Source organism: Pseudoalteromonas sp. Cn5-37, assembly GCF_021532495.1.
Classification (GTDB): Bacteria; Pseudomonadota; Gammaproteobacteria; order Enterobacterales; family Alteromonadaceae; genus Pseudoalteromonas; species Pseudoalteromonas simplex.
In genome coordinates this window covers 303,197-319,836 of the sequence record NZ_JAKGBA010000002.1, presented here as the reverse complement: position 1 = coordinate 319,836, position 16,640 = coordinate 303,197, and the positions used below count along the sequence as shown (strand labels likewise).

Below are 16,640 nucleotides of genomic sequence, written 5' to 3'. Positions count from 1 at the left end.
TATTTCCTTTAATTGGTGTAAATTTTTAGCAGTGTATCATTAGTTGATTAACGACAATAGTTCATGCACGGTTTTCACTGGCGTGATCTTAGCGCCAAGCCCTTCCATTGATTTATGGTAATTGCGATGCGGAATAAAAATCTCTGTAAAGCCGTGTTGCGCAGCCTCCTTCACTCGAGGTACGCCGCTGTCGATTGGTCTTACATCACCATTTAAACTAAGTTCGCCCATAATACAGGTAGTGCGTGGTACAACAAATTCGTTCAAGCTGCTTAATAATGCTGCAACCAATGCTAAATCGATACAAGTCTCTGACTCATCGATCTTTAAGCCACCGACAATATTAAAAAAGGTGTCGTGAAAGATTTTTGTCTTTGTGTGTTTACGTAAAATTCCCGTGAGCATCTTAATACGGTTCATGTTCAAACCAACACATACCCGCTGTGGAAACTCAGCTTCGGTTTCTGTAGTTAAACATTGAATTTCGAGTAGTAAGTTACGGTTACCTTTACGTATACAGGTAATGGCTGAGCCTGGGGATTCTGTGCTTGAACCAGATAAAAAGATTTCGCTCGGGTTATCAACGCTCAGCATTCCGCGTTCACACATTCTGAAAATACCCACTGTGTCGATATCACCAAAACGGTTTTTATTGGCACGCAATGTTCTGACTTGCCCATCGTTAGTATCAATATGCAGTAAGGCATCAACTATATGTACCAGTGTTTGCGGCCCAGCAATTTCGTTATTTTTGTTTACATGGGCAATGATGAACATAGTTACATCGTTTTGCTTACAGTATTGCGTTAATGCTTGAGCTGCACTTTTTACCTGTGACGGTGAACCTGGACTACCATTTGCCGTTTCTGTCACCACTGCCTGAATTGAATCGATAACTGCAAATTTAATTTTGTTTTTATCGAGTTCTTCAATGATTGCTTCAACACTGGTTTCAGAAAGCAAATAAAGCTCATCTTCGTTATAATCTAAGCGCAAGCGATTCACTCGGTTTTTAAACTGAGATAAAGACTCTTCCGCTGTACAGTATAAAGACGGCATCAGCTTTGACATACGTGCAACTAAATCAGACAACAAAGTCGTTTTACCGGCACCAGGGTCGCCTGAGATAATGTTGACGGAACCTGTCGTTACACCACCGCTTAATACTCTGTCTAACTCACCGATTTCGGTAAGGCGTTTTTCTGCCTCGGTGGTTGCAACTTCGTTGATTTTCTTTGAGCCACCGCTTGCGATACCGGCATAGCCTGCCACTGCAGCACGACTTGCCGCTTGCTTTGATTGCCCTGCCGATGGTTTAAATTCTGCAAGTGTATTCCATGCACCGCACTTACACTGCCCTTGCCAGCGCTGATAGTTCATGCCGCACTCAGTGCAAACAAATTCGATTTTTGCTGATTTTGCCATTCGGCCTTACCTATTGAATTATTCTATTTTGACTAATTAGTAACTTAAAAAACTGACTAGCTAAATATTTCATGTATAGTAGTTTTATGAGCTGAAGCCTTTGAACTTAAATCTGTTCGGCTTTTTTACACAGCTATAAGCGCAATAAAAAGTGCTTTAAGGCACATTTTTTGCTTATAAATAAAACTTTACAAATCTTGCCATTTATTTGGCAGGTACTTATAACAATAACTAATACAATAAAAAAGTAGCGATTACTCAAGTTTTAATAATGTACTGCCTGCAAGTATACCTACTTTTTTAGATAGACGGTGATGGTTTTATAAATGGCTGAAGACATTTTGCTTAAATATGAGAGCCTAGTTGAAGAGCTAAAGGCGCATTTAGGCACTCCTAAGTTTGACAAACTATTTAAATCAAAGACAGCTAGCTTAACGAAGCCAGAGCAGTTTTTGATTAAAATGGAAATGTCACGCTTATCTCAGCCAGTAGCTCGCTTTATTGATTTACGTGGTCAAGTAACTGGTCAAGTCAAACCCTACGAATATGATGGCAAACAACACTTTATGGACGATACCGCCATTGAAGTGTTCGAAGATGCTATAAAACGCCACGGTGGTTATACTCTTGCTGTTTACGAAGCGGTAATGAACACCGAAAACAATCACCGGGTAATGCAGAAAAAAGCCGCTGAGCAGGCTTTAGCTGACGATAGTGCCGCTACAGAGCAGCCAGCTAAGGTTATTAAGTTTGCATCATACGAGAGTCGCCGCGAAGAGCGGATGAATTACTCAATTAAAATCACCGTTGAACTCGATAAAGACAACAAAGTTGCAGCATCAACGTCTGATATTTCTCTGAGCGGCGCTAAAATAAAACTAGCTCCACGTTATCAAGTTAAAAAAGGTCAGTTAATAGGTCTTCGCTTAGTTGGCTTAGAGCAAGATTTTGAGCTTGGTTTAAAAAACGGTATTCAATATGAGATCGTAGCGGTAGAGAAAGTTTCTCGTGAATATAACCATATACGCCTAAAGCGTACCTTTATTGAAAATAATGAAAAATTTGATGAGTTTCTAGAAAGCTTTATCCATGGCAATAAACGTCGCTATAAGGTTAATCTCGACAACACCTTAGATGCTGTTGTTTCAAAAGGCTACGAGCAATACTATATCCCTCGTGTTACCTCACTTTATACCTTTTTAAGCCTACAGGGTGATAAGCTATATCCTAGCCTTGCGCTAACCACAGAAAATAATATTTTTATTCAACGCTATTTTTGTGATGAGCGTAAGTTGTCTTGCCTGTACAGCATCATCAATCAACAACGATTAGGAGACTTACTAAGCTCTCCAGAAGCTGTTAAAGAAGAGTATTTATATACTTTTACTCATACCGTTGCCGGGAAAATTTATTATTATTCTGCAACTCGATCTGAGCTTGATAGCCAACCAAACTTAAAAAATTTATTTTTAGGATTTGGTAGCCAGAAAGATAGCTGGCAATGCTTTAAGCTTCAGTTGATGCCAAGCCATCCGGAAGATTCGTATATTCCACTGTCGCTACCAAGCAGTGCTGGTAAAAACATCGAAAAACTAAATAAGCCACCGACACCTCGTGTGCAAGGGTTGATCAAAGATGTTAAATATCTACTTATTTTGACCTCAATCGGTACTAAGTTTGAACAACAAACGTACCAACAGCTTGATTACAATAAAGATGCGGTAAACCAACTTAAACAGTTTGGTCACAGTAAGCATAAAACGCCCCCTCATTTAGAGCCTGTGGCGCTTGAGTATGTGAACCTTCGTGCTCATAAACGCTATTTATACAAAACAGCTGTAAGTGTAGAACACCATGAGCAAACTATTACAGGCCATACCCGTGACTTATCTGTGATGGGCTTACAAATTGAGTTCGACCAGCCTGTTGAGTTCAAAAAAGGCGATATCATTAAATTAAACTTGCCTGAATTGCAAAAAATCACCAAAAAGCATGATTTAACAAACCTTGCTTATGAAGTCATGGCGGTGAGTAAGTCACTGACGACCGTGAATTTAAAAGTGCATCGAATTACTGACTTACCGCATATGGCAATTAAGTTTTTCACGGTATTAATTGATAACAACAAAGACAAGCTACGTGTTTGTGAAGAATCCCCTAAAATTCCAGGGCTATCTACTGCACTAAGAAATATGGTGACTAAAAGCGTATGCCAGTTTCCGTTTTATTTACATAAAGAAGCAGCGCATTTTAAAACCGGCGCTATTGGCCAAGGCTTATACCCAAGCCCACTGCATGTTTTATTACAAAATTTTGGATTGTTAAATGAAACAACTAGTATCGATGGTTTCTTATCGACAGATCAAATTACAGAAGTGATCACACCGCTGATCAAAGACCGTAGTCGCCAAGACCCACCGTTACCATTCACTTTATTTGTTCGCTTTGACCCACGTAAAACCGTTATAAGCGATGCCATTACTAGTCGTTGTATTAGTGAAGATGACTATAAACCACAAACCTTGTTTGTAAAAAAAGCACTAAAAAGCGATTTAGTATATATTTTCAGGCTGTACATTTCTCGCACAGGGCGGCCTGATATTGATTATTTGGCGAATGAATTGAAATATATTAGTCAGTACGCATTACATAAAGCAAAAGATCTTGAAGAAGCGCTATGGGCAGTAGCTGGCGTAGGCGATATAATTGATATTACCGACGAAGCGCTTACCCATTTTGATATTGACCAAAGGTTGATCAATGAAATGAGTAAACGCAAAGCAACATGGTTAAAGCGAGTAATCTAATGGTAGGCCAAGCAAGTAGGCAACTTGTAGTAATGAGCCTTCATTAATTGCTGTTTGTGCTTGCTCAACTACTTTCTGTTTACCGTGCACAGCAACACCAAGCCCTGCAGCAGCCATCATTTTTAAGTCGTTTGCTCCATCACCCATGGCAACAGTTTGGCGGTTATTTAAGGTAAGCCTTTGTTCGATTCGTTTAAGTACACGGGCTTTTTCCTCAGCATCAACTATCGTGCCTATGACCTTGCCTGTTAAACGATTATCTTTGAATTCAAGGGTATTCGCATGCACTTCATCTAAATCAAGCAGTGACTGCACTTGCTCTGCAAAAGGCACAAAGCCACCTGATGCAATTGCTAAATGCCAATTATGCGCTTTTAGGTATTGGCATAATTCACTCACCCCCGGCATCAGCGGTAAACGCGCTTTTAAGCCATCAATTAAGTCACCATCAATACCTTCAAGCTTAGCAACACGCTGCTTTAAGCTTTGTGCAAAATCTAGTTGACCAGCCATAGCTTGCGCGGTCACCGCTGCAACTTCGTCATAAACATCGGCTAGGCGCGCAATTTCGTCGATACATTCAATAGTAATAGCTGTTGAGTCCATATCCATCAGCAATAAGCCTGGTTCATTTACCGTTGGCGGATCCGTTAATTGCACCAATTGAATACCCAATTGCTTTGCAAATTCCACTAATGCTAGTGGACTAAGTACTGTTGTTGTTTCGCTATGAAAGCCCCACGCTACAGGCATGTCTGCGACTGGCTGGTAACAACAAAGCGATAAATTACTAAACCCTTGCGCCGCTAAAAAATCACTAATCGCAAGTAATTGCTCAGCATTAAGCTCATTACCAAAAGCAATACTGAACACGCCTTGATTTGCTTTTGGCGTAAAGTCTGTTGTAATAAGGTGTTTATTTTCAATTTTATACCAGCAATTTAGGCTGATTTGTTCAGCTAAATTTGCTGAAGGTGTAGCAGCTAAGCTAAGCTGTGACATAGTGGCTCCACATTAGACTTATGTCTGTCCTTGGAAGTGCTTTTGGCACTCGCACTCAAGGGGCTGTTAAAGTTATCATGTTGTACCATCAAAATTAAATGCTGTCAGTAACGTATACGGTGACTATGAAAAATAACCAACTTAAAATTCCCTTTTCAGCCACTTATCGCCAACGTGTTGTGCGCTTAAGCTTGGCTACAGCCTGTTTTGTGCTGTTAAGTTGGGTTGCCATGAATAGTAGCTTTCAAAGCCACCAATTACTTTATGATAGCGCTGATAGCACAGCGATAAGCTTAACCAAGTTTATGGCACTGAATGCCAAAACGCCGCTACAAGAAAAAAATAAACCTGAATTAAATGCGTTGTGTAATCACATTGCTGAAGATGAGTATGTGTTAGCGGCAACTATTTACGATCAGCAAGGTATTCAAATTGCTGCCAGTGATAATTGGCAAAGCCACCACACCTTTGGTTTATTACCCGATTCAACCCCCGGTATAAGTAAGCTTAAAACCCCATTTGTAGAGCCTGTGATAAGTGATAATGAAAGGCCAATTGGATTTGTATCGATAACCTATTTAACACAGGCTTCGATTGCAACCAGCCACAGTAATTTCCATGACTTAGGGCGACAAGTGTTATTAATGCTGGTGATCACCTGTATATTCACTTGGCAATTAGGTCGAGGCTTGAAGCTTTGGCAAATAAATCGTTATATCAAGAAAAGTTCAGAGCAAGAATCGTAGAGTTCTGCAGCTAGTTGCAGCTTTGCATCGCCTGTCGCGCTTTTAAGCTCACATAAATGAGTAAATACATCGCGCACCTTTAGCGGCGTATTAACCTGCCCTTGAAAACCTGCCAGCGGCATTGATGGCGAGTCGGTTTCAAGCACTAAATGCTGCAGCTCAATTAAGCTGATAACTTTACGAGTTTTAGCAGCACGCGGGTAACTTATCACACCACCAACACCAAGTTTAAATCCTTGTTTTATATAACTCTGAGCTTGTTGTTCTGAGCCAGAAAAGGCATGAATTACCCCGCCAAACTTTGGTTTGCAGCGCTTAAATGAGCGAGCAATTAAATCATGGCTTTGCCTGTGATGCACAATAAGTGGTAAAGCAAGTTGGTTGGCAAGCTCTATCTGTCCTTCAAATAACTGCGTTTGTTTATCGAGGTTATCGATGCTTCGATCAAGGCCGCACTCACCGATGGCAATAAACCGCCCTGAATGGGTTTTCGCTAATTGCTCTAGTTCAGCGAGATGATGAGTTTGGTGATCAGATAAAAAATAAGGATGTAAACCTAAAGCCACTGAAATACTTGGCTCTGATTTAGTAAACGATAATAGTTTTGTCGATTGTGCCAAGCTCACACCCGGCACAATGAAATGCTCGATCCCTACTTGCTTGCATGCTGTGATGAGCTCTGTGCGAATCTCATCAAATTCGCTAAAATCAAGGTGACAGTGGGAATCGATAAAACGCATTTACGGATTTAAGCGACCAAACTGCCAACTACCATCGGCTTGGCGTTGATACATAAAGCGGTCATGTAAGCGGTGTGCTCCGCCTTGCCAAAATTCAATTTTAGTAGGCTCAACACAATAGCCTCCCCAAAAATCAGGCAATGGAATTTCACCCTCAGAAAACTTTTGCTTCATTTTCGCAAATGTTTCCATTAATACCTTACGTGATGACACAGGACGACTTTGCTGAGAAGCCCATGCAGCTAACTGGCTTTCTTTAGGACGCGATAAAAAGTACTTAGCCACAGCAGTTGTTGGTAAGGGTTTAGCCTCGCCGTAGACTATGACTTGTCGCTCCATGTGGTGCCATGGGAAATGCAGAGAAATTTTGTTATTACCTTTTAGCTCCTGCGCTTTGCGCGAGCCGGTATTAGTAAAAAACACAAAGCCATTTTCATCAAGATGCTTTAACAGCACAATACGCTGCGAAGGCTGACCATGCTCATCAACCGTTGCAACGACCATCGCCGTAGGATCAGGCAAATTAGTTGCAACAGCTTGCTCAAGCCATTTCTCAAACTGCTTGATTGGAGATGCATCAAGCATGTCTTCAGATAAACCATCCTGTAAATATTCACGGCGAATATCTTCAAGTTTCATAAAATTCCCTCTATCGCTACTATCAGCTATCAGCTATCAGCTATCAGCTATCAGCTATCAGCTATCAGCTATCAGCTATCAGCTATCAGCTAAAGATTAATCAAGGTTGTTGAGCTGTCAATTTTGTTGGGTTTCGCTGCGCTCTACCCAACCTACGAAGCAGAATTCACCTAAGTAGTTTAGCCTAAGACAAGGCGGAAAACCGACTTATCCCTACGAGTTCTTAAATGTTCTGCAATTGTAGGAGTGCTGACAAGGCGAAGTGCTTTTTTATACCAAGGAGCATACGTGTTTTGTATGTGACTTCGGTTAAAAAAGCACGACAAAGCAGTCAAAGCGAACTACACGAAGCAGATTACATTTGCTCCATTACTTCGATACCTAAAAGATCCAATCCTGATTTCAGTGTCTTCGCAACCAAATTACACAGTACTAAACGGCTGTCACGAACACTTGGCTCTACGCCTTCTTTTAGAACTGGGCATGCTTCGTAGAACGTCATGTATAGGCTTGCTAGTTCGTATAGGTATCCACATAATACGTGCGGTGTCGCTTCGCTGATCATTAGATCGAGTACTTCTTCTAGCTGAAGAAGTTTAAGTGCCAGCGCTTTTTCTTGCGGCTCGTTGATTGCAACGTCTGCTGTTAATGACGCCGCATCAATACCTGATTTACGGAAGATACTGCGAACACGTGTATATGCATATTGTAAGTAAGGCGCTGTCGCACCTTCAAAGCTCAGCATTGTGTCCCAGTTGAAGATATAGTCGCTAGTACGGTGCTTAGAAAGATCCGCATATTTTACTGCGCCAATACCTACTTTACGGGCAATTTCGCTACGCTCTTCGTCGCTTAAGTCTGACTCACGCTCAGCTAGTTTAGCGGCTGCACGAGTGATTGACTCTTCAAGTAAATCAGCAAGCTTAACGGTACCGCCAGTACGTGTTTTGAATGGCTTACCGTCTTCACCCATCATGGTGCCGAATGGGCAGAACTCATAACTTGTTTCATCACGTAATAAACCTGCTTTACGTGCGGTTAGCTCAACTTGATTGAAGTGTAAGCTTTGACGTGCATCTACAAAGATTAAGATGCGATCAGCACCCAGTTTATTTGAGCGGTAATCACAAGCAGCTAAGTCAGTTGTTGCATATAAGAAACCACCACCTGATTTCTGTACGATAAACACTGAAGGCTCGCCGTCTTTGTTAGCAAGCTCATCTAAGAACACGACTTGTGCGCCATCAGACTCAACGGCAATATTTTTGTCTTTCAATAGTGCGATGATGTTTGCAAGTTCACTGTTGTAAGCACTTTCTGCCATGATGTCATCTTGCGTAAGTGTTACGTTTAGACGCTTATAAACTTCTTCAGAATGCTTTACAGAAGTGGCAATGAATAACTTCCACAGCTTTTCGCAGTGTGCGTCGCCGCTTTGTAATTTAACAACGTAATTACGGGCTTTGTCGGCAAACCCTTCTTCATCATCAAAGCGTTTTTTCGCATCACGGTAGAAGGTTTCAAGATCGGCCAGCGCTACAGACTCTAAGTCTACACCTTGGTTGATTTGATCTTCTAAGTGCGCGATTAACATACCAAACTGAGTCCCCCAGTCACCCATGTGGTTTTGACGAACAACTTCATCACCACGGAACTCAAGGGCACGAACAACCGCATCACCAATGATGGTTGAACGTAAATGACCTACGTGCATTTCTTTAGCAAGGTTAGGTGATGAGTAATCAACAACTACTTTTTGTGCTGTTGCATGTGGCGCAACTGCTAGCTTTTCGTCTTCGTTTGCTGCTTTTAAGCTAGCTGATAAAAACTCAGGCTTTAAGTGAATGTTGATAAAACCAGGACCCGCGATTTCTGTTTTTTCTGCGATATCTGCAAGGTCTAGGTTATCAATAATTTTTTGCGCAAGTTCACGCGGGTTTGATTTTAATTTTTTAGCCGCGCCCATTGCGCCATTGATTTGGTAATCACCAAACTGTGGACGTGTGCTTTGTGTTACCGCTGGATTAGTGTCTTCAGGTAACCCTGCTGCAACCATAGCAGCAATTGCTTTGTCGATTAAAAGAGTACGAATATTCATTGTAATTTTTACCTTTATGGCCCGCTGTACGGGCACTTAAATTTGAAGCAGACTTAGCGTATTAGTTTTCGCGCGTGTGGTTAAACTTGATGTCTGGATAGCGTTCCATCGACAAGTTTAGGTTTACACGGCTTGGCGCGATATAAGTAAGGTTATCGCCACCATCAAGCGCTAAGTTGCTTTCGCACTTACGCTTAAACTCTTCAAGCTTTTTGGTATCTTCTGAGCTTACCCAACGTGCAGTGTTAACACTCACACCTTCGTAAATCGCATCAACGTTGTATTCTGCTTTTAAGCGCGCAACAACTACGTCAAACTGTAGTACACCGACCGCACCAACGATTAGGTCGTTATTGATAAGCGGTCTAAATACTTGCACAGCACCTTCTTCAGATAGCTGAACTAAGCCTTTTAATAATTGCTTTTGTTTTAATGGATCTTTTAAGCGAATACGACGGAATAATTCTGGCGCGAAGTTAGGAATACCACCAAACTTCATTTTTTCACCTTGCGTGAAGGTATCACCAATTTGAATTGTACCGTGGTTATGTAAACCAATGATGTCACCTGCGTAAGCATCTTGCGCTCGCTCACGATCACCAGCCATAAAGGTTACCGCATCAGAAATACTCACTTGCTTACCAATACGCACATGGTTCATCTTCATACCTTGGCTATATTTACCAGATACAATACGCATAAAGGCGATACGGTCACGGTGTTTAGGGTCCATGTTCGCTTGGATTTTAAATACGAAACCAGAGAAGTTATCTTCAGTTGCCGCAACTTGGCGGTCTTCTGTTTCGCGTGGTAATGGCGCAGGAGCCCACTCAGTTAAGCCATCAAGAACATGGTCAACACCAAAGTTACCAAGTGCTGTACCAAAGTAGACTGGTGATAGTTCGCCCGCTAAGAACAAATCTAAATCAAACTCGTGTGATGCACCAATTACTAACTCTAGCTCTTCACGAAGCTGCTCAGCAAGTTCGCTACCAATCGCAGTATCAAGCTCAGGATTATCTAAACCTTTGATAACGCGAACTTCTTGAATTGTGTGGCCTTGACCTGTGCTATACAAAATCGTTTCTTCACGGTGGATGTGATACACACCTTTAAACTCTTTACCACAACCAATCGGCCAAGTTACCGGCGCACAGGCAATGTTTAGCTCAGTTTCAACTTCGTCTAATAACTCCATTGGATCACGAATATCACGGTCACACTTATTCATGAAAGTTACGATAGGTGTGGTACGTAAGCGTGTTACTTCCATTAATTTACGAGTACGATCCTCAACACCTTTCGCTGCGTCGATGACCATTAGGCATGAGTCAACCGCAGTCAGTGTACGATAAGTATCTTCAGAGAAGTCTTCGTGTCCCGGAGTATCAAGTAAGTTAACTAGACGCTCATTGTAAGGAAATTGCATAACAGACGTAGTTACCGAGATACCACGTTCTTTTTCCATTTCCATCCAGTCTGATTTTGCGTGCTGGTTTGAGCCACGACCCTTTACGGTACCCGCTTTTTGAATCGCTTGTCCGAATAACAGAACTTTTTCTGTAATCGTGGTTTTACCCGCATCCGGGTGCGAGATGATCGCAAAGGTGCGTCGTTTATTAATTTCGGTAGTTAAATTAGACATGTAAGCTGCTTTTAGTCATAACAAAGCGCACTTAACTGCCTTATAAATTATAAAGCTCGGTGCGCACTGTAAAAATAAAATAGAATTGCCGAGCATTATACCTTGTTTGTCTTAGCCAAAAAAGCAGCGATTGCGAGTAATTACTCCCTTTTAGTTGGGTATTTTCGTTGTTCACTTTTTTGCTAGGCTTGTGTAATCAAGTTGTAACGCATACTATTGATAAATTGCACGGAGGGATGTCAATTTAGGTCATGAAAACCAGTAAGCTCAGTATTCGATTATTGTGGTATATCACACCATTAGTGATCTTACCTTTGTTGTTTTTAGGTGGCTTTACATTAACAAATGTGACCAATTCAACAAAAAAACAAGCTGAACTTATTGTCAGTCGCTTTGTTGAGCAACAGCAACAAAAAATCTTTAATTACATTGACTCATTTCACTCGATTACTAAGCTACTCTCAACCTCTCCTGTATTAGCAGACTTTTTAGCCCGCGAGCCTGACTCAAAAAACCAATACATTGAACGTCTTGGCGAGTTGATGAATGTATTTGCAAGCTATTCAGAAGCTTACCCAGATATTGTTAGCATTAATTATGTTGCCCCAGACGGTAAAAGCGATGCATTTTATTCAAGTCAATTAACTCCAGCACCTAAAAGTTACCCGTTTTTTGAGCAAGTGCTACAATCGAATTTACGCCAGCAACAATTCATGATCCCCAAAGAAGATGGCTCTACTAGCCTCTACTTTGTGCACCCCATTTATAATATTGATTACTACTTAAAACAGCCGCAGCAACTGGGGTTTATTGTTGTGCATGTAGAACCATCAATATTGAATGCTAGTATTCTAGAAGCACCATTTAATAACACGCTAAATTTATTTTTAACGACTAAGGGGCAGATTTTATTTAGCTCCGACTATGACTTACGCGGCAATTATTTAAGTGAATATGAGCTTGAGCAAATTAAACAACTCGCTAACTACGGCAAACTTGCCAATATCGAACTTTCAAGTATTGATAAAGAAGAGCGCATAATTTACGCAGTTGAAATGACTGATGGCGATTATTTGATCTCAACCACCCCTAAAGATTTACTTTACCAGTCAGGTAAAGCCATTAGTTTAATCACAGCACTTATAGTTATTATTTCTGTGATTTCGCTGCCTATTCTTATCTATATTGTGGTACGCAACTTACTGCTGACCCCAGTTGAACTATTAGGTGCGGCAAGTCATCGGGTTGGTGATGGTGATTTATCTGTGTACTTGCCAGCCCACACAAACGATGAAGTAGGCGTGCTTTTCAACGATTTTAATCACATGGTGAACCAAATTCGTCATTACCAAGACGAGCTTGAAGAATATAAACATCACCTAGAAGAAAAAGTAGAGAGCAGAACGAAAGCACTCGAAGCAATGAACAGCAAGCTAGAAGTAGCCATTGCGCAAGCTGAACAAGCAAACCAACTTAAAAGCCGCTTTTTAGCGAATATGAGTCATGAAATTCGTACTCCACTTACCGCAATTATGGGCTTTACAGAGCAACTTCTGCACAACAAAGATGCGGTAAATGATGAACAGCATTTAAGCACTATTTTACGTAACTCTAAGCACTTGCTTGAGCTTATTAACAACATTCTTGATTTATCAAAAATAGAAGCTGAAAAACTCGCCGTTGAACGCGGACCATGTAATGTAGTGCAGCTTATACATGATATTGATTCAATTATTCGCCCACTGGCTAATGAAAAACAACTTACATTTAATATTAACTACCAACTACCAGTACCCAAAACCATTAATAGCGATACCACACGTTTAAAACAAATCTTGATCAATATTGCCAGCAACGCAGTTAAGTTCACTGAGAAAGGCAGCATCTCGATTGATATTAGCTACAACAGCAATAAACAACATTTAGAGTTTGCGATTCAAGACACAGGTATTGGTATGTCAGAGCGTGAGGTTGAAAGGGTATTCAAACCGTTTGAACAAGCCGATGCGACGACAACTCGCCGCTTTGGCGGTACAGGTCTTGGTTTGTGTATTTCAAAGAACTTAGCCCAGTTGCTAGGCGGTGATGTACAGCTTATTAGTGAACCTGGAAACGGCAGTTGTTTTACCGTACAAGTTGCTGCTCACTTAAATGCCGAACAGCTTAAGTACGAGGCCTTTATTCATAGCTATGAGCAACTATCGCCAAGTAAAGACGTTCAGCTTTCATTCGCAGCGAATAGCTTTGATGCCAATATACTAGTGGCCGAAGATAACCCAGATAACCAGTTGCTAATAAAACTGCTGTTACAAACTTGGGGGCTTGAGCCAGACATCGCGAAAAACGGTGCTGAAGCAGTAGAAATGGCATTAGTTAATGATTATCAGCTGATCATCATGGATATGCAGATGCCAGTAATGGGTGGCTTAGAAGCAACGCAAATGCTACGTCACGCAGCCTATGATGGCCCTATCATTGCGCTTACGGCCAATGTAATGAAAACCGATGTTGACACCTACATTGAAGCGGGCTGTGATGAAGCACTCGCCAAACCAATCGACAAAGATGCTCTAGAGCAAGTGCTTGTAAGCTACTTGCATATCGAAAAAGACAGTCAAAACAAGTGGGAAAACTTACTAAAAAGTGAGAAGTTCCAACAAATTAACGACAACTATCGCTCAAAACTACCTGATTATTTAAGCCAAGTCGTGCAGTTGTATCGTGCTAAAGAATGGGAGGCGCTACGTTCATTAGCACACAGCTTAAAAGGCAGTGCGGGATGTTTTAGTTTTGAAGCTATTCACAAGACTGCGGGTCAGCTTGAAAATGCGCTACGCAGTAATCAAACTGATCAGGTAGAGCAATGCTACGATGCACTTATCAATGCCCTTGAAGAAGCATCTTAAAGACTAAAGCTCATCCCCATCAAAATAGCGTCTTCGTTGCCTGTCGCGGTTGGATAGTAGTTCTTGCGCACCGACATATGTGAAAAGCCAGCACTTTCATACAGGCCAATAGCGGGTGCATTAGACTCACGCACTTCTAAAAATAGGTTTTCGGCTTGGTGCTGCTCGCCGTGCTCAATAAAGGCATTTAACAACTTCTTAGCAATGCCCTGCCCTTGGTAATTCGGCGCAACACAAATATCCATTAAAGTGTAATCTGGACCCGCTTGTTCACCAATATAAAAACCTAGCATCTCATCACCTTGAAAAGCGGCCAGGTTAAAATAACGCCCAGCTAAACACGACAGCATGGTTTTCTCTGTCCAAGGGTGACTATGGCAGGCGTTTTCGATAGCCATTAACTGGCTAATATAGGTTGCATCTACAGGTTTAAAGCTTATCAAGTTGTTCACCGATTAAAGACCAAAGTTGTTTTTTCTGTTCGCCATTCAGCTTATCGCTTGGTAAGCCTAAGCAGCCCTCTTGCCAGCTAATATTTGCTGTTTTAACGATTTGAGTAATAACTAACGGCGCAAATGCCTTTTCGAGGTCTTGGTGAAACTGTAACGGTAGCGTCAGAGTTTCTTGTTGAGTGTTTGGTATCTGTTCGCCAGAAGTATCAGGCGCAGTTCGATAGTGTTGATTTAACTCTAAAGATTGTACAGAGAATATCGCAGCGTAACTTGGATTCATAACAACTCAATCATGATTAAGAGCAAGTAATATAGGAAGATTTGCGATTAAAGTAAAGAAGGAAGAAATGGCAGGGGCGGAGAGATTCGAACTCCCAACCGTCGGTTTTGGAGACCGCTGTTCTACCAATTGGAACTACGCCCCTGCAATGACGACGAATTATATAGAGCTTTTTTCAAAGGTAAAGTAAAAAAACACAGTTTTTAGTTTAACTGCTTCTTAAATAAACAAAACGACGAATTAGCAAGCTAATTCGCCGTTTTTGTACCAATTCAGGTCAGAATAATAAAATTATTCCCACTCGATTGTTGCCGGTGGCTTACCTGAAATATCGTAAACAACACGTGAGATCCCATCGATTTCGTTGATGATACGGTTAGAAACCACACCTAAGAACTCATAAGGTAAATGTGACCAACGTGCTGTCATAAAGTCGATTGTTTCTACACAACGTAACGATACAACCCAGTCGTATTTACGCGCATCACCCATTACACCTACCGATTTAACTGGTAAGAATACCGTGAAGGCTTGGCTTACTTTGTGGTAAAGCTCTGCTTTGTGTAGCTCTTCAATGAAGATAGCGTCTGCGCGACGTAGTAAGTCACAGTACTCTTTCTTGATTTCACCAAGAACACGAACACCTAAACCAGGACCCGGGAATGGATGACGGTAAAGCATGTCGTAAGGTAGGCCAAGCTCAAGACCAATTTTACGTACTTCATCTTTGAATAGCTCACGTAAAGGCTCAACAAGACCCATTTCCATATCGTCTGGTAAACCACCTACGTTGTGGTGAGACTTGATTACATGTGCTTTACCTGTTGCTGATGCAGCAGATTCGATTACGTCTGGGTAGATAGTACCTTGACCTAACCATTTAGCACTTTTCAGCTTTTTAGCTTGCTCGTCAAAAACTTTAATGAAGGTATGACCAATCGCTTTACGCTTATCTTCTGGGTCTGACTTACCTGCTAAGTCTGCTAAGAATTGATCTTCAGCATCTACTTTAACAATGTTTAGGCCAAACTTGTTGCCGAACATATCCATAACTTGCTGACCTTCGTTTAAACGAAGAAGACCGTTATCAACGAATACACACGTTAGCTTGTCGCCGATTGCACGGTGAATAAGCATGGCAACAACAGATGAATCAACACCACCTGATAAACCTAAGATAACTTCGTCATCACCTACAGTTTCCTTGATACGCTCAATCGCATCGTCGATGATTTTTGCTGGTGTCCATAGCTTTTCACAGCCACAGATATCAATCGCGAAGCGCTCAAGTAAGCGTAAACCTTGGTGAGTATGAGTTACTTCTGGGTGGAACTGTACGCCGTAAAAACGTTTTTCTTCCCAAGACATTGCCGCATGTGGACATGTTGAAGTTTTAGCCGTTGTTTTGAAAGTCTCTGGTACTTCCATCACTTTATCGCCATGGCTCATCCAAACGTCTAGTACGCCTGCACCGCCGTCAGTAATGTGGTCTTCGATAGCATCGAATAACGCACAGTTACCTACTTTTTCAACTTGCGCATAACCAAACTCTTTCTTATCAGAGCTGTGAACGCTACCACCTAGTTGCGTTGCCATTGTTTGCATGCCGTAACAAATACCAAGTACTGGAACGCCTGCGTTAAATACATACTCAGGAGCACGTGGGCTGTTTTCAAGTGTTGTAGACTCAGGGCCACCCGACAAAATAATACCTTGTGGATTAAATTCGCGGATTTGCTCTTCAGTTACATCCCATGCCCATAGCTCACAGTAAACACCAATCTCACGTATACGACGTGCGATTAACTGTGTGTATTGCGAACCAAAATCTAAAATGAGAATTCGTGAATCGTGAATGTCTTTGCTCATGGAGTATCTCGTTAGTCAGGAACTGCTCTCC

General features: G+C 41.5%; 12 protein-coding genes and 1 tRNA gene. 3 read left to right on the top strand and 10 right to left on the bottom strand.

Annotated features, from left to right (window positions below; genetic code table 11):
• Positions 1-39: 39 nt before the first annotated feature.
• Positions 40-1,425: a DNA repair protein RadA gene (gene radA / locus L1266_RS06220; protein WP_054551239.1), complete on the bottom strand. Its 1,386-nt coding sequence runs from the start codon at positions 1,423-1,425 to the stop codon at positions 40-42.
• 326 nt (positions 1,426-1,751) lie between these two features.
• Here radA and L1266_RS06215 point away from each other — a divergent pair, with 326 nt between their 5' ends.
• Positions 1,752-4,232 carry a PilZ domain-containing protein gene (locus tag L1266_RS06215; RefSeq protein WP_138619822.1) on the top strand — a complete coding sequence of 827 codons (2,481 nt, stop codon included), beginning with the start codon at positions 1,752-1,754 and terminating at the stop codon, positions 4,230-4,232.
• Here the strand turns inward: L1266_RS06215 and serB are convergent.
• Positions 4,215-5,234: a phosphoserine phosphatase SerB gene (serB, locus tag L1266_RS06210; protein ID WP_235377099.1), complete on the bottom strand. Its 1,020-nt coding sequence runs from the start codon at positions 5,232-5,234 to the stop codon at positions 4,215-4,217. The genes L1266_RS06215 and serB overlap by 18 nt on opposite strands.
• A gap of 125 nt (positions 5,235-5,359) precedes the next feature.
• Between serB and L1266_RS06205 the strand changes: the two genes are divergently transcribed.
• Positions 5,360-5,980, top strand: coding sequence for an AhpA/YtjB family protein (locus tag L1266_RS06205; protein WP_054551236.1), 621 nt, complete (start codon positions 5,360-5,362; stop codon positions 5,978-5,980).
• On the opposite strand, the gene L1266_RS06200 is transcribed toward L1266_RS06205, so the two are convergent.
• The 4 genes from L1266_RS06200 to prfC form a co-directional block, all read right to left on the bottom strand.
• Entirely contained in the window at positions 5,947-6,720 is a 774-nt protein-coding gene (locus tag L1266_RS06200) for a TatD family hydrolase (RefSeq protein ID WP_235377098.1), read from the bottom strand. The two genes, L1266_RS06205 and L1266_RS06200, sit on opposite strands and share 34 nt — an antisense overlap.
• The gene (pdxH, locus tag L1266_RS06195) at positions 6,721-7,359 is read right to left on the bottom strand and encodes a pyridoxamine 5'-phosphate oxidase (RefSeq protein WP_055020972.1); all 639 of its coding nucleotides are present in this window, start codon (positions 7,357-7,359) and stop codon (positions 6,721-6,723) included.
• A gap of 355 nt (positions 7,360-7,714) precedes the next feature.
• Positions 7,715-9,457: an arginine--tRNA ligase gene (gene argS, locus L1266_RS06190; RefSeq protein WP_138599630.1), complete on the bottom strand. Its 1,743-nt coding sequence runs from the start codon at positions 9,455-9,457 to the stop codon at positions 7,715-7,717.
• A gap of 61 nt (positions 9,458-9,518) precedes the next feature.
• Complete coding sequence (gene prfC / locus L1266_RS06185; RefSeq protein ID WP_235377097.1) at positions 9,519-11,102, bottom strand: peptide chain release factor 3; 1,584 nt, start codon at positions 11,100-11,102, stop codon at positions 9,519-9,521.
• A 251-nt stretch (positions 11,103-11,353) separates the two neighbouring features.
• Between prfC and L1266_RS06180 the strand changes: the two genes are divergently transcribed.
• A complete protein-coding gene (locus tag L1266_RS06180; RefSeq protein ID WP_235377096.1) occupies positions 11,354-14,008 on the top strand; it encodes a hybrid sensor histidine kinase/response regulator in 2,655 nt (884 codons plus the stop codon).
• Here L1266_RS06180 and rimI read toward each other — a convergent pair.
• The 4 genes from rimI to guaA form a co-directional block, all read right to left on the bottom strand.
• Positions 14,005-14,451, bottom strand: a complete 447-nt coding sequence (gene rimI, locus L1266_RS06175; protein ID WP_187490236.1) for a ribosomal protein S18-alanine N-acetyltransferase — start codon at positions 14,449-14,451, stop codon at positions 14,005-14,007. The two genes, L1266_RS06180 and rimI, sit on opposite strands and share 4 nt — an antisense overlap.
• A complete protein-coding gene (locus L1266_RS06170) occupies positions 14,438-14,740 on the bottom strand; it encodes a hypothetical protein (RefSeq protein WP_175080297.1) in 303 nt (100 codons plus the stop codon). Before L1266_RS06170 ends, rimI begins: the two co-directional genes overlap by 14 nt.
• A 68-nt stretch (positions 14,741-14,808) precedes the next feature.
• Positions 14,809-14,885: transfer RNA gene (locus L1266_RS06165), tRNA-Trp, on the bottom strand.
• A 146-nt stretch (positions 14,886-15,031) separates the two neighbouring features.
• On the bottom strand, positions 15,032-16,609 hold the full coding sequence (guaA, locus tag L1266_RS06160) for a glutamine-hydrolyzing GMP synthase (RefSeq protein ID WP_054551226.1): 1,578 nt from the start codon (positions 16,607-16,609) through the stop codon (positions 15,032-15,034).
• Between the last annotated feature and the right edge of the window lie 31 nt (positions 16,610-16,640).